17 protein-coding genes are annotated in these 19,304 nt (G+C 61.9%); 7 read left to right on the plus strand and 10 right to left on the minus strand.

Translation table 11 applies throughout. The features are described from left to right. The coding region (locus K0H47_RS15405; protein WP_219273134.1) for a ribonucleotide-diphosphate reductase subunit beta at positions 1 to 468 on the minus strand (468 nt) is incomplete at its 3' end. A 283-nt stretch (positions 469 to 751) separates the two neighbouring features. Between K0H47_RS15405 and K0H47_RS15410 the strand changes: the two genes are divergently transcribed. The 5 genes from K0H47_RS15410 to K0H47_RS15430 all read left to right on the plus strand — a co-directional run bounded on the left by K0H47_RS15410 (position 752) and on the right by K0H47_RS15430 (position 5,879). Further along, positions 752 to 1,228, plus strand: coding sequence for a GNAT family N-acetyltransferase (locus K0H47_RS15410; RefSeq protein ID WP_219273136.1), 477 nt, complete (start codon positions 752 to 754; stop codon positions 1,226 to 1,228). Positions 1,229 to 1,331: 103 nt separating this feature from the next. Beyond that, positions 1,332 to 1,844: a formaldehyde-activating enzyme gene (gene fae / locus K0H47_RS15415; RefSeq protein WP_017477398.1), complete on the plus strand. Its 513-nt coding sequence runs from the start codon at positions 1,332 to 1,334 to the stop codon at positions 1,842 to 1,844. 10 nt (positions 1,845 to 1,854) lie between these two features. After that, on the plus strand, positions 1,855 to 2,889 hold the full coding sequence (locus K0H47_RS15420) for an aldo/keto reductase (protein WP_093209405.1): 1,035 nt from the start codon (positions 1,855 to 1,857) through the stop codon (positions 2,887 to 2,889). Then, the gene (locus tag K0H47_RS15425; protein WP_219273138.1) at positions 2,886 to 4,319 is read left to right on the plus strand and encodes an NAD-dependent succinate-semialdehyde dehydrogenase; all 1,434 of its coding nucleotides are present in this window, start codon (positions 2,886 to 2,888) and stop codon (positions 4,317 to 4,319) included. The genes K0H47_RS15420 and K0H47_RS15425 overlap by 4 nt, the downstream gene beginning before the upstream one ends. Positions 4,320 to 4,505: 186 nt before the next feature. Next, positions 4,506 to 5,879 carry an MFS transporter gene (locus K0H47_RS15430; RefSeq protein WP_219273139.1) on the plus strand — a complete coding sequence of 458 codons (1,374 nt, stop codon included), beginning with the start codon at positions 4,506 to 4,508 and terminating at the stop codon, positions 5,877 to 5,879. On the opposite strand, the gene K0H47_RS15435 is transcribed toward K0H47_RS15430, so the two are convergent. From K0H47_RS15435 to K0H47_RS15470, 8 genes are all read right to left on the minus strand, one after another. Next, positions 5,826 to 6,701, minus strand: coding sequence for a LysR substrate-binding domain-containing protein (locus tag K0H47_RS15435; RefSeq protein ID WP_063029580.1), 876 nt, complete (start codon positions 6,699 to 6,701; stop codon positions 5,826 to 5,828). The genes K0H47_RS15430 and K0H47_RS15435 overlap by 54 nt on opposite strands. Positions 6,702 to 6,849: 148 nt before the next feature. Then, entirely contained in the window at positions 6,850 to 8,019 is a 1,170-nt protein-coding gene (locus K0H47_RS15440) for a hypothetical protein (RefSeq protein WP_219273141.1), read from the minus strand. An 84-nt stretch (positions 8,020 to 8,103) separates the two neighbouring features. After that, entirely contained in the window at positions 8,104 to 9,741 is a 1,638-nt protein-coding gene (locus K0H47_RS15445; protein WP_219273143.1) for an ABC transporter ATP-binding protein, read from the minus strand. A 2-nt stretch (positions 9,742 to 9,743) separates the two neighbouring features. Continuing rightward, entirely contained in the window at positions 9,744 to 10,580 is an 837-nt protein-coding gene (locus K0H47_RS15450; protein WP_063029586.1) for an ABC transporter permease, read from the minus strand. Further along, the gene (locus tag K0H47_RS15455; RefSeq protein WP_017477390.1) at positions 10,577 to 11,530 is read right to left on the minus strand and encodes an ABC transporter permease; all 954 of its coding nucleotides are present in this window, start codon (positions 11,528 to 11,530) and stop codon (positions 10,577 to 10,579) included. Before K0H47_RS15455 ends, K0H47_RS15450 begins: the two co-directional genes overlap by 4 nt. A gap of 67 nt (positions 11,531 to 11,597) precedes the next feature. Beyond that, on the minus strand, positions 11,598 to 13,223 hold the full coding sequence (locus K0H47_RS15460; RefSeq protein WP_219273145.1) for an ABC transporter substrate-binding protein: 1,626 nt from the start codon (positions 13,221 to 13,223) through the stop codon (positions 11,598 to 11,600). A gap of 435 nt (positions 13,224 to 13,658) precedes the next feature. Continuing rightward, a complete protein-coding gene (locus K0H47_RS15465) occupies positions 13,659 to 14,882 on the minus strand; it encodes a Xaa-Pro peptidase family protein (protein WP_177070687.1) in 1,224 nt (407 codons plus the stop codon). A 51-nt stretch (positions 14,883 to 14,933) separates the two neighbouring features. Next, entirely contained in the window at positions 14,934 to 15,815 is an 882-nt protein-coding gene (locus K0H47_RS15470; protein ID WP_063029594.1) for a hypothetical protein, read from the minus strand. A 114-nt stretch (positions 15,816 to 15,929) separates the two neighbouring features. On the opposite strand from K0H47_RS15470, the gene K0H47_RS15475 reads away from it, so the two are divergent. Next, the gene (locus K0H47_RS15475; protein WP_219273147.1) at positions 15,930 to 16,844 is read left to right on the plus strand and encodes a LysR family transcriptional regulator; all 915 of its coding nucleotides are present in this window, start codon (positions 15,930 to 15,932) and stop codon (positions 16,842 to 16,844) included. Here the strand turns inward: K0H47_RS15475 and K0H47_RS15480 are convergent. Beyond that, positions 16,782 to 18,014, minus strand: a complete 1,233-nt coding sequence (locus K0H47_RS15480; protein WP_177021269.1) for an MFS transporter — start codon at positions 18,012 to 18,014, stop codon at positions 16,782 to 16,784. The two genes, K0H47_RS15475 and K0H47_RS15480, sit on opposite strands and share 63 nt — an antisense overlap. A gap of 280 nt (positions 18,015 to 18,294) precedes the next feature. On the opposite strand from K0H47_RS15480, the gene K0H47_RS15485 reads away from it, so the two are divergent. Continuing rightward, positions 18,295 to 19,224 (plus strand): LysR substrate-binding domain-containing protein, encoded by a 930-nt coding sequence (locus tag K0H47_RS15485; RefSeq protein ID WP_032899060.1) that lies wholly within the window; start codon positions 18,295 to 18,297, stop codon positions 19,222 to 19,224. Positions 19,225 to 19,304 lie beyond the last annotated feature (80 nt).

Consider the following 19,304-nt stretch of genomic DNA (forward strand, 5'->3'; position numbering starts at 1 on the left):
AGCGGTGGAGAAGAAGCCGAGGTTGCGCATCACGATGCGGCGTTCGTCGTCGGTCAGGCCTTCAGGGTTTTTCCACAGCGCGATGTCGGCGGTCATGTTGACCTCTTGCGGCATCCAGTGGTTGGCGCAGCCGTCGAGGTACTTCTGCCAGGCCCAGTCGTACTTGAACGGCACGAGTTGGTTGAGGTCGGCGCGGCAGTTGATCATGCGCTTTTCGTCAACGGCGACGCGGGCGGCGGAACCTTCCAGCTCGGCGAGGCCTTCGGCGACGTCGAGTTTGTCGAGGGCGGCCTTGGCGCGGATGATCGCGGCGGAGTCGCTGGCGGTCACGTTACGTGCTTCAAGGGCAGCGGCAGCGCCGGCACCGTCGAGGCGATCCATGTTGGCTTCGGTGGCGTGGCCGGCGTTGGCGCCTCGGATGACTACGTCACCGGTGTCTGGTTGATCTGCTTCATCCCAACTCAGCATTGAATTGCTCCTTCGTGGTCCGTTTGACGGCGTGGGCTTCGATTCACCCAGCGTGTTCAAAAATGTGCGTTTTGCAGGCTTCAAGGCGTTGAAATACAGCTCGCAGTGTGGTCGGCATTCAGCGTTCTTGCACACTATGTAGTGGTTGTCTGTGTTTGTGGGCACACTATATGGGGTGTAACAACGATGGTCAACGCACAAGATGTACGGTCTTGAGTGGCTGGCATGACGTGGGTCAGCTATAAAGGCCGGGATCATTGACTCCAATCAGGACCTCAAGGGAATGAACAATCTGCTGATCCGCGCCGCCCGTCTGGAAGACGCCGAGGGCATTTTCCAGGTGCATAAAAACTCCGTCGAAAACCTCTGCAACGCCGATTACGGCCCGGACCAGATCAACATGTGGCTCGACGGCCGCTCGCCCGAGACCTATCGCGAAGCGATCATCGCCGGCAACTTCTGGCTGGCCTGCACCGATACGCTTCAGGGCTTCGTGGAAATCGACGGCCATGAAGTCAGCAAACTGTTTGTCCGGGGTGAAGCCGCGGGGCAGGGCGTTGGTGCCCGATTGCTGCGCGAGGCCCTTCAGCATATTGAAGCCGCCGGCCATCCCAAGGCGTACCTCGAAGCAACCCTCACCGCCGAAAAATTCTACGCTGCTTTCGGCTTTCGCAAGATTGGCGAGGGCACCTTCAGCCGGGGCAACAGTCCGGTCTCCATTGAGATCATCAAGATGGAGCGTGCTTTCCATGGGGCATGAGAAAAACTCACACCCCCATGACTTTTAATGGTTACGGCCGCCACCCGGGCCAGTGCTAAAAATTCGCAACCAGCTCCCCATAACAAAAAAGAGCGTTTGCGAAATGAAAGCACTTGATCTGTACATCGGCGAAGGCTTCGAAGGCCCAGGCGTCAATGCTGCCCACATCAACATCCTGATCGGCCCACGCAACGGCCCGGCCGGCCAGGCGTTCGCCACCAGCCTCGCATCGCCAAGCCAGGGCCATTGCCCGTTCATGGTGATTGCCCAGCCGAACATCCCGGTCAAACCCATGACCCTCTACGTCAACAAGGCCGCCATCGGCAGCGACTTGCACGGCAATGCCACCTGGGGCGCGTCCCAGGCCGGGATCGCCAAGGCGGTGCTCGAAGCCTTGCTCGACGGCACCCTGCCGCCGGAAGCCGAGGACGAGTGGGCCATCGTCACCGCCAACTGGGTCAACCCGGCCTGCGATGACCTGGATGCGGTCTACCTGAACAACTACAACGCCTGTCGCACCGCGATCCGCGCCGCCCTCACAGGCTTGCCCCACACCGCGCAACTGGCAGACGTGGTCAACCACATCAGCAACCCTTTCTACACGCCAAAAGCCTGAGGACATCCCCATGCAATATATTCGTTTGGGCAACTCCGGCCTGCAAGTCTCGCGCCTGTGCCTGGGCACCATGAACATGGGCACCCCGGACTGGAAACCGTGGATCTTCGATGAGAAGCAAAGCGAACCCATCGTCGCCCACGCTCTGGACAACGGCGTCAACTTCATCGACCTGGCAGACTTCTATTCCGCAGGCGTCGGCGAAGAAGTGGTAGGGCGCATCCTCAAGCGCGTTGCGCGCCGTGAAGACATCGTGGTCACCACCAAGGTCGGCTACGGCACCCGCAGCGGCATCAACGCCAGCGGCCATTCGCGCAAGCACATCATGGACAGCATCGACGCCTCCCTGAGCCGCCTCGGGATGGATTACGTCGACGTGTTCATGCTGCATTACTTCGACGTGAACACCCCGGTGGAAGAAACCATGGGCGCCCTCAACGACATCGTGCGTTCCGGCAAGGCGCGCTACATCGGCGTATCCACCATGCTCACCGGGCAACTGGCAAAAATCCTCATGGCCTGCGAGCGCAATGGCTGGGTCAAGCCGATCAACATGCAACTGCAACTGAACTGTGCCTACCGCGAAGAAGAGCGCGAGATGATCCCGTTCTGCCGCGACCAGGGCCTGGGCGTCTCGGTGTTCAGCCCGCTGGCCCGTGGCTTGCTCACCGGTGAAGTGCAGTCGACCCGCAACCAGACCGACTTCTTTACCCAGCAGATGTACAGCGACCAGGCGTCGTTCGATATCGCCCACTCGGTGCAACGCGTGGCCCGTGCCCGTGGCGTGTCCAACGCGCAGATCGCCCAGGCGTGGGTAGCCAACCACCCGGGTGTGGACGTGATGCTGGTGGGCGCCGACACCACCGCGCAATTTGATAGCGCGCTTGCAGCCCTCGACACCCAATTGGATGCCGAAGAACTGCACGAGCTGGAACGCAACTACACGCCGTGCGATGTGATCAACGACTACACCGCCGGCAAACGCATCCTGCGCAGCGCCCGTCCGGGCCTGGACCGCTTTAACCTGATAGAGGCCGTGGCATGAACCCGCTGATTCGCACAGGCAATTTCATCGATGGCCAATGGTCCAGCGGTGGGCCGGTTTACCCGGTGCTCAACCCGGCCAATGGCGCGCAAATCGCCGAGGTGCAACGCGCCGGAGCCGAGGAAACCAACCTGGCCATCGCCGCCGCCAACCGTGCGTTGCCGGCCTGGCGCAAGCTCACCGCCAAGGAACGCAGCCAGCGCCTCAAGCGCTGGAGTGACTTGATGCTGAGCAACCAGAAAGACCTGGCCCACTTGCTCAGCCTCGAACAGGGCAAGCCGCTGGCCGAAGCCATGGGCGAAGTGGTCTACGCCGCGAGCTTCCTGGAGTGGTTCGCCGAAGAAGCCAAGCGCGCCTATGGCGACGTGATCCCGAGCCACAAGGCCGATGCGCGGATCATCGTGACCAAGGAAGCGATTGGCGTGGTCGCGGCGATCACCCCGTGGAACTTCCCGCTGGCCATGGTCACCCGCAAGGTCGGCCCGGCGCTGGCAGCGGGGTGCACGATGATTCTCAAACCGTCGGAAGAAACCCCGTTATCGGCCTTCGCCCTGGCGGTGTTGGCGGAGCAGGCCGGGATTCCGGCCGGCGTGTTCAATATCGTTTCCGGCGATGCCGTGGCCATCGGCGGCGCGCTGCAAGCCTCCAGCGTAGTGCGCAAGCTGTCCTTCACCGGCTCCACCCGCACCGGCAAGCTGCTGATGCGCCAGGCGGCCGATACCCTGAAAAAGGTTTCCCTGGAGCTGGGCGGCAACGCGCCTTTCATTGTGTTCGACGATGCCGATCTGGACGCCGCAGTCAAAGGCGCCATGGCCTCCAAGTTCCGTAATACCGGCCAGACCTGTGTGTGCGTCAACCGCTTCTTCATCCAGGACGGCGTCTATGACGCGTTCACCCGCAAACTGGCCGAAGCGGTATCGGCGATGCGTATCGGCAGCGCGCTGGAGGGCGAAACCGAACAAGGCCCGCTGATCAACGCCGCGGCCCTGGCCAAGGTCGAAGCCCACGTCGGCGATGCTTTGGAGAAAGGCGCCAAGCTGCTGTGCGGCGGCCGTCGGCATGCGTTGGGCGGGACGTTCTTTGAACCGACCATCCTTACCGAAGCCCACGGCGAGATGTTGATCGCCCAGGAAGAAACCTTCGGCCCGGTGGCGGCCTGCTTCCGCTTCAAGGATGAAGCCGAAGTGCTGCAACGGGCCAATGACACACCGTTTGGCTTGTCTGCCTACTTCTACAGCCGCGACATCGGCCGCGTGTGGCGCATGGCCGAAGGCCTGGAAGCGGGCATGGTCGGGATCAACGAAGGGATCATCTCCACCGAAGTCGCCCCGTTTGGCGGGATCAAGGAGTCGGGCCTGGGGCGTGAAGGTTCCAAGTACGGCCTGGAGGATTACCTGGAGATCAAATACCTGTTGATGGGCGGCCTCTGACCCATTCTTCCAAACAACAAAGATCCAATGTGGGAGCTGGCTTGCCTGCGATAGCGGCGGGTCAGTCACCCATTATCCAACTGACCCACCGCTATCGCAGGCAAGCCAGCTCCCACAAAAAAGCCCACACACCACAACCGGCTTGCCCGCTGTTACTCCGTCAAAAACAAAAATATGGAGAACACCATGTCAACTCAATCGATAAAAATCGACGACCTGCCCATCGGTCGCTTCCACATTAAAATCGCCGGCCTGACCTTCGGCGCGCACTTCACCGACGGCTATATCCTCGGTCTGATCGGCATCGCCTTCACCTTGCTCAGCCCACAGATGCACTTGGACGCCTTCTGGCAAGGCTTGATCGGCGCTTCGGCCCTGATCGGGCTGTTTATGGGCAGCCTGTTTTTTGGCTGGATCTCCGACACCCTCGGCCGGCAGAAAATCTTCCTGGTCAGCTTCGTCCTGATCACCGTGGCCTCGGTGATGCAGTTCTATGCCGAAACTGCCATGGGGCTGTTCCTCTGCCGCGTGTTGATCGGCATCGGCCTGGGCGGCGATTTCAGCGTCGGTCACGCGATGCTCGCCGAGTTCTCGCCGAAGAAGCATCGCGGTGTGCTGCTCGGCTCCTTCAGCGTGGTCTGGACCGTTGGCTACGTGGCCGCGACCTTTGTCGGCACCGCCATGCTCAGCCTGGGCGATGACGCCTGGCGCTGGATGCTGGCCTCGTCGGCGATCCCCGCCGGGCTGATCCTGATCGCCCGCATCGGCACCCCCGAGTCGCCGCGCTGGCTGGTTAATAAAGGCCGGATTGCCGAAGCTCGGGCTATCGTCAAAAAACACCTTGGCGAACACGTGGTACTCGATGAAGAACCGTCGACGCAAACCCGCTCCGGCTACGGCGTGCTGTTCAGCCGCGAATACCGCAAGCGCACCGCGTTCAACTGCCTGTTCTTCGTGTGCATCGTGATGCCGTACTTCGCCATCTACACCTTCCTGCCGTCGATCCTGCAGAAGATGGGCCTCGCCGAAGGCTTTGGCACCGAGTTGCTGCTTAATTTGCTGCTGATTATCGGCGCCTTGATCGGCATCTGGTGCACCGTGAAGTTCTCCCGGCGCGGGTTCCTGATCAACTCGTTCATCATCCTGGCGGCGGCGCTGTTCCTGCTGGCGGTATTGCCGGGGAGCATGGCGTGGTTGATGGTGCTGACGTTCGGGGTGTTCACTCTCGTGCTGTCGGCCGTGAGCAACCTGGTGGGCGTGTTCCCGGCTGAGAGTTTTCCGACTGAAGTGCGGGCCAGCGGGATTGGCCTCGCCACGGCAGTCAGTCGCCTGGGTTCGGCGGTGAGTACCTTCCTGTTGCCGGTGAGTGTGGCCGGGATCGGCCTGAGCCCGACCATGGGCATCCTCGCCGCTATCCTGGTGCTGGGGGCGATCATCTCCTGGGCCTGGGCGCCGGAAACCAAGGCGTTGACCTTGAGCCAGGCGTGCAAGGCCGAAGCACCGGTGTCAGGGATTGCTCACCCGGTTCAACCACTGCGTAAACAAGCGCACCTTGGATAAACCCTGCTTGTCACTCGCCACATCCAGCCAATAGCCATAGGGGCCGATCACCTCCACCGGGGTGATCGGCAGCAGGCTGCCATTCGCCAGTTCGCGCTCGATCATCTGCCGGTCGATCACCGCCAACCCACCGCCGGCCAGTGCGGTGTGGATCACCTGGTCCAAGGTGCTGAATTCCAGGCCCTGGTCCGCATCGATGTCCTCCCGGCCCATGGCCGCCAGCCAGTTCTCCCAAACCTTCAAGCGCTTGCCGTCATGCAGGATGTGCAGCAGGGGAAAGCGCCGCAGGTCAGGTGGCTGGCCGTCGCTGAACAGTTCCGGGCTGGCGACGGCGATGTGGCGTTCCATGACCAACAGTTCACTGCTGCAATGCGTGGCGGGTTCAAGGCCGAAGCGGATCTGGCAGTCGATTTCCGCCAGGCTCGCGTGGCTGCTCTGGTGGGTGACGCTGAGGTTGATATCCGGGTAGCGCTCGCAAAACCTGCGCAGGTGGGCGGACAGCCAGCGGGTGGCCCAGGTCGGCGGGGCGACAATGCGCAGGCGCTGGCGCAGGTTGGGCACGCGCACAGCTTGCAGGGCACGTTCGATATGGTCGAAGGCATCGCTCAAGTGCGGGGAGAGGGCGAAGCCGGCTTCGGTCAGGGACAGGCCCTGGGGCGTGCGGATGAAGAGGGCGACGCCTAGGTAGTCTTCCAGTTGTTTGATCTGGCGGCTGACGGCGCCCTGGGTGACGTTGAGGCCCACGGCGGCCTGGCTGAAGCTGCGGTGGCGGGCGACTTCTTCGAAGACGCGGAGCATGTTGAGGGCGGGCAGTTGGCGCATGAAATGGATTCCACACCTGTTGTTTTTATGGTGTCAGGACTGACGCTATCGCAGGCAAGCCAGCTCCCACATTTTGACCGCGGCGCCGATCAAATGTGGGAGCTGGCTTGCCTGCGATGAGGCCAGTTAAAACGCTGGAGATCTTAAGTCAGAAGTAGTACCCAATGTTCATATATAACTGATTCTCCCACTGGTTACTCCCCCCAGCCCCCAGGCTCTCGGTATAGCTGCTCCCGCCAATATACGGATCATTCTTGCCGATCAACCACTCCGTCGCTACCCACAATTTACTGACCGAAAACGACGTTCCCAAAATCACCCGCTGCGACGTCTTGAACTGATCCTCGGATTTATCAAACGCACTGTAGTTGGCATACAGCTTCACGCCGCTGATCTGGTCAAACAGGTACTTGCCGCCCACGTCATAGCTCAAGTCCGCCACATACAAGTTGCCCCGGCTGGCCACATTGAAGGTGCCGTCGTACCCGCCCAACGTCACCACACTGTCGGTGCCGGGGTTGCGTGGCGACATCTGCTGGCGTGCCGCCTGCAATTGCACGCCCCATGGCCCGTTCTTGCCCAGGTAGTGGATCGCCACCGCGTTGCGCCGGCCATCGTCGTTGGTGTCCTTGTTCTCCAGGGTGGAGGTCAGGCCGGAAAGCCCCACTTCCGATTTCCAGTCCCCCAGGTCCATGGCCTTGGCCACCCGCACCACCACGGTATTGCGTTCCTGGTTATTGCTGCCGTCGCCCACGTAGCTGTCGGCCTCGGAGATCACGCTGGAATAGGTCACGCCCTTGCTCGTGCCTTTGCCTTGCCACGCGGGGCGCAGGTAGTAACCGGCCTGGATGTTCCAGTCGCCGTTTTGCTGGATGTACTTGGCGCCCACCTGCTGCACATCTTCCAGGCCGATGACGTTACCCAGGGTCTCGTAGAAAGTGCTGCCGAAGTACGGCTGCAAACCAAACGGCACGGTGTTAAGGCCCACTTGCACCTGCTGGTCGGGGTTGAATTTGTAGCCCACCCAGGCGAACTTGGCGAACTGGATATCGCCGTAGTTCTTGGTGTACTGGTACGGGTAGGAGCGCCCGTAGAACCGGTACTGCGCCTCGCCGATCCAGGTGTCGGAGTTGTACTTGGCGCTGAGGAACGCGGTATCCAGGCCGAACTTCTGGATGCCGCGATCCGGGTCGTAGTCCCAACGGGCGCGTATGGCGCCGCCGAGGTCCAGGTTGTCGGTGACTTGCACGGCCATGGCCGGTGCCGCAAGGGCGCCGAGCACAGGGACCAGGGCGATGTAACGAAGGGTTGGTCGCATGGTTTTGCTCTCGTTATTGGTTATTTTTTGGCAACAGCAGCCCCTTGCCGCAGCGAACGCTGCGACGCGGGGTAAAGGGTTGGCTCAGTGCGCTTGCGGGCGAATCAGCCGCAGCGGCGGGCCGGCGGCGGGCAGCTCCGAGGCGCCGGGGGCGGCCGCCAGCAAGGTCTGGGTGTAAGTATTCCGGGGGCGCAGCAGCACTTGCTCGGCAGTGCCGTATTCCACGACTTCACCCTGGCGCATCACCGCGATGTAGTCGCTGATCTGCGCCGCCACCCGCAGGTCGTGGGTGATGAACAGGATGCTCAGGTTCAGGCGCTGTTGCAGTTCCGCCAACAGCTCCAGCACCTGTTTCTGCACCGAGACATCCAGGGCCGACACGCTCTCGTCGGCGATCAACACTTCCGGGCGCATCGCCAGGGCGCGGGCGATGCCGATGCGCTGGCGCTGGCCGCCGGAGAACTGCCGGGGCTTGCGCTTGAGGGCGTCGCGCTTGAGTCCCACTTGTGCCAGCAAATCACCGGCTTCAGCCCACGCATCCTTGGCTGACAACCCGCGCAGTTGCGCCGCGCGGGCGATGATGTCACCCACCCGATGCCGAGGATTGAGGGAGCCGTACGGGTCCTGGAAAATCATCTGGATGCGCCGCCGATTGGCCGCCAGCGCAGAGCCGCGCAGGGCCAGGAAGTCGGTGTCGCCGACCCACACATGGCCACTGTCGCTGTCCACCAGGCGGATCGCCGCTTTCACCAATGTACTTTTCCCCGAGCCCGACTCGCCCACAATCGCCAGCGTCTTGCCCCGAGGCAGTTGCAGCGAGACATTGCGCAGCGCCGCCACCGAGCTGCCGCCGACGGTGTAGGTCTTGGTCAGGTTCTCGATGCGTAATGCCAGTTCGCCGTCGACGCTTGGCTTGTGCAACTCCGGGTGCAGCGCCGGCACCGCCGCAATCAGCTTGCGGGTGTAGGCGTGGGCCGGGGCGTTCAGCACCTGGTCGCGCTCGCCGATTTCCACCAGCCGGCCACCTTCCATCACCGCGATACGGTCGGCAATCTGCGCCACCACGCCGAAGTCATGGGTGATAAACAGAATGCCGTGTTGCCCGCGACCGCGCAGTTCACGCACCAGCTTCAGCACTTGCGCCTGAGTGGTCACATCCAGCGCCGTGGTGGGTTCGTCGGCGATCAGCAAATCCGGATTCATCGCCAGCGCCATGGCAATCACCACCCGCTGGCATTGGCCACCGGATAACTGGTGGGGAAAGCTGTTGGCGATGCGTGGTGGGTCTGGCAGTTGGGTGGATTCCAGCAACGCGAGCATGCGCTCGCAGCGCTCAGCGGCAGGCATCTGCGGTGCGTGAATATCGAAGATCTCTTCCACTTGCTTGCCGATGCGAATCGCCGGGTTAAGCGCCGCCATGGGCTCCTGGAAAATCATCGCAATACGGTTGCCCCGCAGCTGGCGCAAACGTTCCTCATCGAGGGTGCAAATGTCATCGCCGAGAAAGTCGATCACGCCTTCGGTATGCCGCAAACCCTTGGCGTAGTCGCCCATGATCGCCGCAGACAGCACGGACTTGCCGGAGCCGGACTCGCCGATCACGCAGAGGATTTCACCCTTGCGCACCTCCAGGCTGATGCCCTGCACCGCGTGGCTACGGTCGGCCCCCGGTGGCAGTTCAATGGACAGGTTCTGCACCCGCAGCACTTGTGTGGGGTTCATGCTCAACTCCTTGCGCCTTTCTGGGCGTGTTCATCCAGGCCGTCCGCCAGCAGGCTCAGGCCCAGCATCAGGGTGGAGATGGCGATGCACGGGAAGATCACCAGGTGCGGGAAGGCGATGGCCATGGCGCGGCCGTCGTTGATCATGCCGCCCCAGTCCGGGGTCGGTGGTGGCAGGCCGAGGCCGAGGAAGCCCAGGGCGCCGATCATGATCGCGGTGTAGCCGATGCGCAGGCAGAAATCGACAATCAATGGCCCGCCGCAGTTGGGCAGGATTTCCACCAGCATGATCCGCAGCGACCCTTCGCCCTGGGTGATGGCGCTGAGCACGTAGTCTCGCGAACGGATGTCGATGGTCAGGGCGCGCATGATCCGGAAGATCGCCGGCGCGCTAGTGAAGGTCACCGCAATCAGGATATTCAGCGCCGAAGCGCCGAGGGCGATGATGATCACGATGTACAGCACCAGCACCGGGAACGACAGCACCGTGTCCGCCACATACGACAGCACGCTGTCGACCCAGCCGTTGAAGTAACCGGCGCACAGGCCCATGGCGATGCCGACGGCAAACGCGGTGAGGGTGGCGAGGATCGACCAGAACAGTACGGTGCGGGTGCCCCAGATCAGCCGCGAAAGAATGTCGCGGCCGATCATGTCGGTGCCCAGCAAGAAGCTCTGGCCGTTGTCGCCTGCGGTCATTGGCGTGAGTAAGGGCGTGAAGCTTTCCAGCGGATCATGGGGCGCGATCCACGGCGCAAACAGCGCAATCAGCACCCAGCCACCCACCAGCAGCAGGCCGAGCAGCGCCAAGGGATGTTTGAAGGATTGCAGTACATTCATTGGGCACCTCCGCCGAGGCTGCGCAGGGTGATGCGCGGGTTGAGCCAGGTGTAGGCCAGGTCCGAGAAGATCTTGGTGATGCCCACCACCACGGCACTGACCATCGCGCAGGCTTCGATCAGGTACACGTCGTGGTTAAGCGAGGCGGTGTACAGCAGCGAGCCGAAGCCCTTGTAGGCGAAGAACACCTCCACCACGATCACGTTGGACAGCAGCCACGGGATGTACAGCATGATCACCGTGACCGGCGCGATCAGCACATTGCGCAGGGCATGACGCAGCACGATGCGTGAGGTCGACGCACCCTTGAGCCGTGCAGTGCGGATGTACGGCGCCTGCATCACTTCCACCATCGAGGCCCGGGTGATGCGCGCCAGGTAGCCGATGCCGAACAGGCACAGCACCATCAACGGCAGCACCAGCTCCACCGCGCTGAAACCCTCGCTCATGCTGCTGACGCCGGGCAGCCAGTTGAGCCAGAACACAAAGATCGCCGAGACGAACACCGCGCTGGCAAAGTCGGGAATCGAGGTGGTGACAATCGACAGAAACGACACGAGGCGGTCCAGTACCGAGCCCTGGCGAATCCCGGCGAGCACGCCCAGGGTCAGCGCCACCGGCACCATCACCAATAAGGCCAGGCCGGCCAGGGTCAGGGTTTGCGCGAGGTTCGGCAGCAGCAGCTTGATCACCGATTCGCGAAAGTACACCGAGGTGCCCCAGTCGCCGCTGACAAAGTCCTTGAGCCACACCAGGTAGCGCCACACAAAGGGTTGGTTGTAGCCATGTTCCACCAGCCACGCCGCGCGCTGGTCGGCAGCGGAGTAGGGGCCGAGGACGTTGATCGCCACGTCTTCGATGTTCAGTTCCAGGGCCAGGAACACGATCAATGACACCGACAGCAGGGTCGCCACCAGCGCCAATAACTTGCGCATCAGAAAATGAGCCATGGGTGCATGCTCCGACTGTTCAAGGGATGCCTGCCCGAATGCGGGCAGGATGCAGGGCGCGCTTGAATCAAGCGCTCATCCACACACTGTCCATCGGGTAGAAGTCGGAAGGGTGCACCTCGAAGCCCTGGACCTTTTTGCTCACGGCGGTGAACTTGTCACCCCAGAACGGCTGCACGATCACGCAGGCGTCCTGCAGGATGCGTTCGACATCTTCCATCGCCACGGCGCGCTGTTTCGGGTCGATGATGCCCATGGCCTTGTCCAGCGCGGCATCGAACGCCGGGTCGCTGTAATGGCTTTCGTTCCAGGCGCCACCGCCACGGTAGGCCAGTTCCAGGGACATCACGCCCAGCGGCCGGTGGGCCCAGTAGGTCAGGCTGAAAGCGGCCTTGTCCCAGATCGGCCAGTACTGCGCAGCAGGGATCACTTTGAGGTTGATGCGGATCCCGGCTTCCAGGCAGTTCTGTTGCAGGATCTGCGCGCAGTCCTGCTCATAACGGCCTTGGGTATTGCCGACGATCAGGTCAATGTCGATGCCGTTAGGGAAGCCGGCCTCGGCCAGGAGCTTCTTCGCCGCCGCCACATCGCGGTTGCGCTTGGGCAACGGGAAATATTCGGGGTGGGAGGGCGCCACATGATGGTCTTCGCCAAGGGTGCCCATGCCGCGATAAGCGATCTTCAGCATCTGCGCGTTGTCGGCGCACAGCACCACGGCCTTGCGGATGCGCAGGTCGGTGAAGGGCTTCTGGTCGCAGGCCATGCGCATCACCACGGTTTGCGCGGATTTGCAGGTGAGCAACTGGGCACCGGGCAAACGCTTGGCCAGGTCCAGCTCGGCCACGGTCACGCGGTACAGCACGTCCACTTGCCCGGCTTGCAGGGCGGCGAGGTGAGTCGACACGTCGGTGCCCATGTCGACGTAGCGCAGTTCGTCGAGGTTGGCCGGTTTGCCCCAGTAATCGGCGCGCTTGGCGAAGGTCGCCTGCTTGTTCACCGCGAATGAAACCAGCTTGAACGGCCCGGTACCCAACGGGTTTTTCGCCCAGTCGTCACCGGCCTTGAAGCTGCGGTGCACGATGGCGCAGGTGAAGGCGTTGAGCATCTCCGGGATCGCCAGGATTGGCCGCTTGAGCACCAGGCGGAACTGGAAGTCGCTGATTTTCTCGAAGGCCTTGATGTCCTGGAATGCGGTGCGGTTCACCGACTTGGAGTCGGCGGCAATCCAGCGTTCGATATTGTGCTGCACGTCGTCGACGTTGAAGGTGTCGCCGTTGCTCCACTTCACGTTCTGGCGCAGGTTGAAGGTCCAGGTGGAAAGGTCTTCCGACGGGCTCCAGCTCTCGGCGAGATACGGGTGGGTGATGTTGTCAGCGTCGACCCAGGTCAGGTATTCCACCGAGTTGCGCAACAGGTTCGAGGCTTCGATCCAGGTGATCAGCATCGGGTCCTGGATTTCCTGGATGGCGCAGGCAAACCGTAGGCTGCCGCCCTGGCGCGGCTCGGCGGCCTGGGCGTCATTGCCCAGCAGTGCGGAGCCGAGAAAGGTGCTGGCGCTGGCGACGGTGATGCCCAGCAGCGCGGCCGTGCGCAGGAATTGGCGGCGGTTGATTTCGCCGCTTTGCACTTGGGCACACAGATCATTTACGGCTGGATGCGGCGCGGCGCCGTCCAGGGTGGTCAACTCTTTCATAAGCCTCTCCGGTACTTGCGAATGTGCGTTTTTTTGTTGAACCGCAAGGGTCAGTGGCGAGCGCCGGGCAGGCGCGACCGTGACCGCTGTGAAGCCGGCAGAAGAACAAGGCGCAACGAAGTCGGGAGGGTGGCAATGGGACGGGACATAGGGCAGCTCTCATGTTGTTTTTATTAGAGATGCCCGCAGTTTTGTCATTTGCGCAAAGATCGACAAACGACAAATTCTGCGTTGGAACGTTCTATAAACGCATGTTACTCACCGATCCCAAGCCCACCCATCGATCTAAGGCCATTCATGCGTGTGGCCCAAACTCACTCATGCGTAGCAGCTGTCGAGCCTTGGCGAGGCTGCGTTTGCGGTTTGCCTGATACACCGCTACGCCGCCTCGCCAAGGCTCGACAGCTGCTACCGGGGGTGTTTGTATCCTGGGGGTTAGCGCAACAAGCGCGGGTCGAACGGGTAGTCGGAGAGCAACTCGATACCGTGTTCGTGGATGTAGATCTGCTCTTCCAGCTTGACCCCTTCGCCGCCGTCATCATGGCCGATGTAGCTTTCCACGCAGATGGTCATGCCGGCTTCGAACACGCCGTCGTAGCCGAGGGCATCAATGTCTTCGCGGTGCACCACGTAGGGGTATTCACCGGTCATGCCCACCCCGTGCACCAGGGCGAAGTAACGGTTGTTTTTGTAATGCTCGGGAATCTTCCAGGCCAGTTCCGCGTACTCCTTGAAACTGCGCCCGGCCTTGAGCATTTCCATATTGGTCTGCACCTGTTCGTAGGCCAGCTTGTACAGCTCCTGCTGCTTGGCGGTGGCGGCCTGTTCACCGCATAAAAAGGTCCGTGAAAAGTCGGCGTAATAGCCGAAACGCCCGACCACGTCAGTGTCCAGCGCCACCAGGTCGCCGGCCTCGATGGGCCGTGTGCTGCATTCCTGGAACCAAGGGTTGGTACGGGGCCCTGAAGACAGCAGGCGGGTCTCGACATAATCACCGTCGGTGGCGATCACGTGCTGGTGCAGGTGCGACCACAGTTCGTTCTCGCTGATGCCGGGGGTGAGCTTGCTTTCCATCAGCCGCACCCCGGCTTCGGTGGCACGCAGGCTGGCGCGGATCATCTTGAGTTCGTTCGGCACCTTGATGCAGCGCGCACGTTCCAGCGGTTCCTGGGCATCGAAAATCTGATAGCCGAGCTTTTGCAGTTCGAAGGCGGCGGCCGAGGTCGCGCTCTCAATGGCGATGCGTTTGCCGCCGCCGCACTTACGCACCAGTTCGTCGATTTCGGCGGCCCAGTCGGCGGTGACATTGCCCAGGAAACTTTCGCAGAAGTAATAGGAGATGGCTTTGGCCGGGCGCACTTCATCGACGGTGTTGAGGGTTTCGGCCAGGTGCAGGCAACCGCCGAACTCGAACACCACCACCGGGCCTTCGGCCGGGATAAACGCATAGCGGGCCGGGTTGCGCGCCGAGTACACCTGCATGTTGCGCGAGCCGGTGGCGTAGCGCATGTGGGTGGGGTCGAACAGCACGCAGGCGGCGTAGTCGCGTTTTTTCAGTTCGTTGCGTACCCGTTGCAGGCGGTCCAGCTGGATCTGCTGGATCTCGTCATAGGTAGGTTCGCAATCGGCGGGGTTGCGGTTGGGGCCGGACAGACTCATGGGGTGTTCCTCGCAGGGCAAAGACGGTTTTTAGTTTTTTGAGAGGGTGAATCAGTCGAGCAACTGGTCGCTGCGGACCAGGTTGCGTTCGGCTTGCAGATGGGCTTCGGACAGGCGTCCGTAAAGCTGCTTGGTGCGCTGGGCGCGGCCGATGATTCCGGGCTTTTCGGAGTAGGCGAAAATCGCCGTGTTGCGCTCGGTGGCGCCTTCGACACGGGTGACGCGGTGCACCGAAAAACGCCCCTTGAAAATCTGCAAGTCGCCGGGGTTGAGCTCCAGTTCCTGCACCCGCGAACGGTCTTCGCCACGCACCACCTTGCCCACTGCGCCGAGGTTCTCCTGGGTGCGGGAGCGAATCATCGGCGCGTACTCGAACCGGCCGCCGGCCTCGGGCTTCTGGGTCATCATGCTGACGATGAATTCGTTGGTATCGAAGTGCCAGGGCTGCTCGGTACCGTCGGGCATCACGTTGATCACCAGCCCCGCGAACGGGTCGGCGTACTCGTAGATTTCCGGTTCGTTGAGGCAGGCGCCGATAAAGCGTTTCATCATCGGCGATACGTACAGCCGGTGGATGATCGCGTCCGGGGCAATCATGTCGCGGGTCACAAAGCCGCTGGTGCGCTCCATGAACGTGCGGCGCGGATCATCCTGGGGCAGGGAAGCGTCATCTTCGGTGAAGTAGGCATTGACCTTGCGCACCGAATAGAACGTCTTGCCCGACAGCGCCAGGCCTTCCAGGCGTGCCTGTTCCAGCGCGGCGGGGCGCAGGAAGTTCTTCAGCAGGCAGCAACCGTCTTCGGCCAGTTCGGCCCGGGCGTGTTCGATCAGAGCCTGCAATTGAACATGGCCCGAATCATGTATGGGATACAGCTCGGTATTAATAATGTCGCTGATATCGCCCACTTCAGCGTCAGCAAGTTGAAGGCTCATGCAAGACTCCCGGAACTATCAGTTGGTGTTTTTTGGCTGAACCGATAGTTGCTGAACGAGGTGCAAAGTGGAAATTACAAGTTGTGATCGAATCCATCGGCGAGGGCGATAGTTATGTCGGGCGAACTGGATGGCACCCTGCTTAAAGTGTTTGTGGCAATTATCGAGTGCCAGGGTTTCTCGGCCGCCGCCGAGCGCCTGCACAAGACCCAATCCACCGTCAGCCAGAGCCTGCAACGGCTGGAGGACATCGTCGGCACGCCGCTGATCCGCCGCACCAGTCGCTCGGTAGGCCTGACCCCCGGTGGCGAAACCTTTTTGATCTACGCCCGGCAGATCCTCAAGCTGCACAGCGAGGCCGTCAGCGCCGCGCAATTGCCCAATGAACAGGTGTGCATCCACCTCGGCATGCCCGAGGACTACGCCGAGTATTGCCTGGGCGGGATGCTCAAGGACTTCCAGGCGCAGTTCGCCCAGGTACGGCCCGACGTGTGCTGCGAGATGTCCACGGCCTTGGTGGGGCGCCTGCAACGGGGCGAGCTGGACCTGGTGTTGGGGGTGGAACACGCCGGTTTGCAGGCCGGCGAATACCTGTGCGACGAGCCGCTGGTGTGGGCGGCGGCGCCCAGCTGGAGTTGCGTTGGGCGCCAGTCGGTGCCGCTGGCGGTGTATGCCGAGGGCTGTGCGTTTCGTGCGAATGCGGTGCAGGCGCTGGCCCAGTCCGGGCGCTCGTGGCAGGTGGTCTACACCAGCCAGAGTCCGCGGGGCATTGCGATTGCGATCGAGCAGGGGCTGTCGGTCGGCGTGATGGCCCGCCGCTTGGTGCCGCCCGACTGGCAGATCCTGGACGAGCGCCAGGGCTTTCCGCCGATTGCGCCGGCGCGCCTGATGTTCTGGCGCTCAGCCGGTTGCCAGGTGCCGGAAGTGGATGCACTGGTGGAGATTCTGCGCCGGCAATTGGGCCACTCAGGGCATCTGGGCGGCCAGCGCTTCACGGGTGTGTCGCTGGGCCATGCGCTTGAGCAATAACAGGCTGGCCAACACCCAGGCCGCGATCCAGCCGTGCACCACCGCAAATTCGCCAGTGACTTGCAGCAGCCAGCCGCACAAGGCATTGCCGGTGGCACTCGCCAGGCCGTAGCTGACCATGCTCAGGCTCACCACTTGCAGGCTGTGCACCGGGCTGAGCCGGGCACCGACGTAGGCGGCCATCAAGCCCCAACACGGGAAATAGAACAGCGCGAACAGCCCGGCCGCCAGCCAGCTCAGTACCAGGCTCGGGTGCCCGAGCAAGCCGAGCATGCTCAGACCAAACGCGCCGATACTCAGGGCCATCACCCGCAACGCCCCCCAACGATCTGCCAGCGTGCCCAGCAGCAAGCCGCCGATCACACCGCCGATCCCGATCAGCGTCCACATCGAGCCGGTGACGGAAGCGCTGGCCTGTAGCTGCTCGCTGACGAACGCCGACAGGAAATTCAGAAACGGCCCGCTGATGGCGCCGATAAACGCGCTGAGCAAGACGATCTGCATTGCCACCGGTTGTGCCACGCACAACTTCAGCCATTGGCGCAGCACTTGATTCAGCGCCGGCGCCATGGTCTCGCGTGGTGCCGGTTGCTTGATCGGGGCCAGTGCCCACAGGGTCAACAGCGTGACAACCAGCGTCAACCCGGCGCAGATCAGCCAGAACTGGCGCAACGACAACCCCTGCAACAGCGCGATCAACAGCCCGTTCAAGCACAGCGCAAAGGCTGAGCCCGAGGACGCCAGCCCCAGCACCCGGCTGCGATGTGTAGTCGGGATCACCTCTTGAGCGAGGGCCGAAATCGCGTTCCAGTTCGACACCGCGCACGCCGACACCAGTGCCAGGCACAGGGCAAACGGCAGCACCCACGGCGTGGCGACGGCCAGGGCCAGCAGGGCGGGGCTGAGGACGATGGTCAGGCGCACCATATTGCGCGGGCTGATCCACGCCGCTGCCAGGCCGCTGGCAATCGAGGCGCCCATATAGAACAGCTGCAACAGCGCGGCGATCAATGCGGCCTGGCTGTAACTGAGCTCAAAGGCCAGGCGGATCTGCGGCAACAGCGCCGAATACAGGAACACACTGAAACCGTGGGTGGTGGCGTTGCAGGCGGTAAACACCAGTGCCAGCAAGCCAATACTTCGCCGGGATGAAACGGGTGCGTTGGACATGGCGATGACTCGATAAGTTAATCGCGAAAGAGAGGGGCGAAGTTACAGGAAGTACATCGGCAGACTAGCGTTTATAGCCTGGCGACGACCAATGCTTAATTGTCTTAGTGTGCATGCGTTATACGCAGGCTATTTATTCGTGAGCGACGGTCTGTAGCGATAAACGACACTTTCAGCGTTTGTGACGATTAATTGTTTGTCAGGCTGGGGTGCTACCGCTGACCCAATACAAAAAGGTATGTTGTGCAGGTTATTTCCCCTGTGCTCCCGAGTGTCGTCCATGAAACGCAAAATGCCCGGTCTCAACGCCCTCAAAGCTTTCGAAGTCGCCGGCAGTACCGGCAGTTTTACCCGGGCCGCCGAGCTGTTGAACGTCACGCAGAGTGCGGTCAGCCGCCAGGTGCGCCAGCTTGAAGAACAGTTGGGCGAGGCCCTGCTGGAGCGTCGTCACCATCACCTGGAATTGACCAGTGCCGGGCGGGTATTGCTGCGGGCGTTGCATCAGTCGTTCGACAAGATCGAGCTGACGGTGCGCAGTATCCAGCAGAAGTCCCATGCCAATCGACTGCACATCAATGCGCCGCCGACGTTTACCAATCGTTGGTTGATGCCGCGGTTGGGGCGCTTGCGCGAGCAGCATCCGGAGTTGGAGCTGAGCATTACCACGCGGTTGCAGGACAGCCTGGCGGAGACCAGTACGCTGGATTGTGCGATTCGGTTTGGCGATGGGGAATGGGATGGGTTGGACAGTTCGCTGTTGATTCAGGAGCGGCATATCGCGGTGTGTGCGCCGTCGTTGTATGCCCGGGAGTGGAGTGACGGGATTGATCTGAATCGCATGACGCTGCTGCATGTGCTGGCGCGGGAGGATCAGCGGTATCTGACGTGGAAGCATTGGCTGGATGCGGCGCGGATCAGTGGGGTTGATATCGAGGGGGGGTATGAGTTTGACCTGCTGGATTTGGCGATTCGGGCGGCGATCGATGGGTTGGGGATTACCATTGCGGATTGGCATATGGTCGCTTCGGAGTTGGCCAGTGGGCAGTTGACGCAGGTGCTGAATGTGCATGTGGAGGGGCATCAGTCGTATTGGCTGGTAACCCGACCGGAGCAGACGGATACGCCGCAGTTGCAGGTGTTTGCGCAGTGGCTGCAGGAGGAGATTTGGTTGGCTCAGCGGCAGTTGGAGCCTTCTTTGGCGGCTGTTTGATTCGGTGTACATATCCGTTATTTAGGTAACGGCGACTTATGGTTCCGCTCTTACAGCGGGTCACTTTTGGCAAACGCCCC

This window comes from Pseudomonas sp. Xaverov 83 (assembly GCF_019352905.1).
Classification (GTDB): domain Bacteria; phylum Pseudomonadota; class Gammaproteobacteria; order Pseudomonadales; family Pseudomonadaceae; genus Aquipseudomonas; species Aquipseudomonas yamanorum.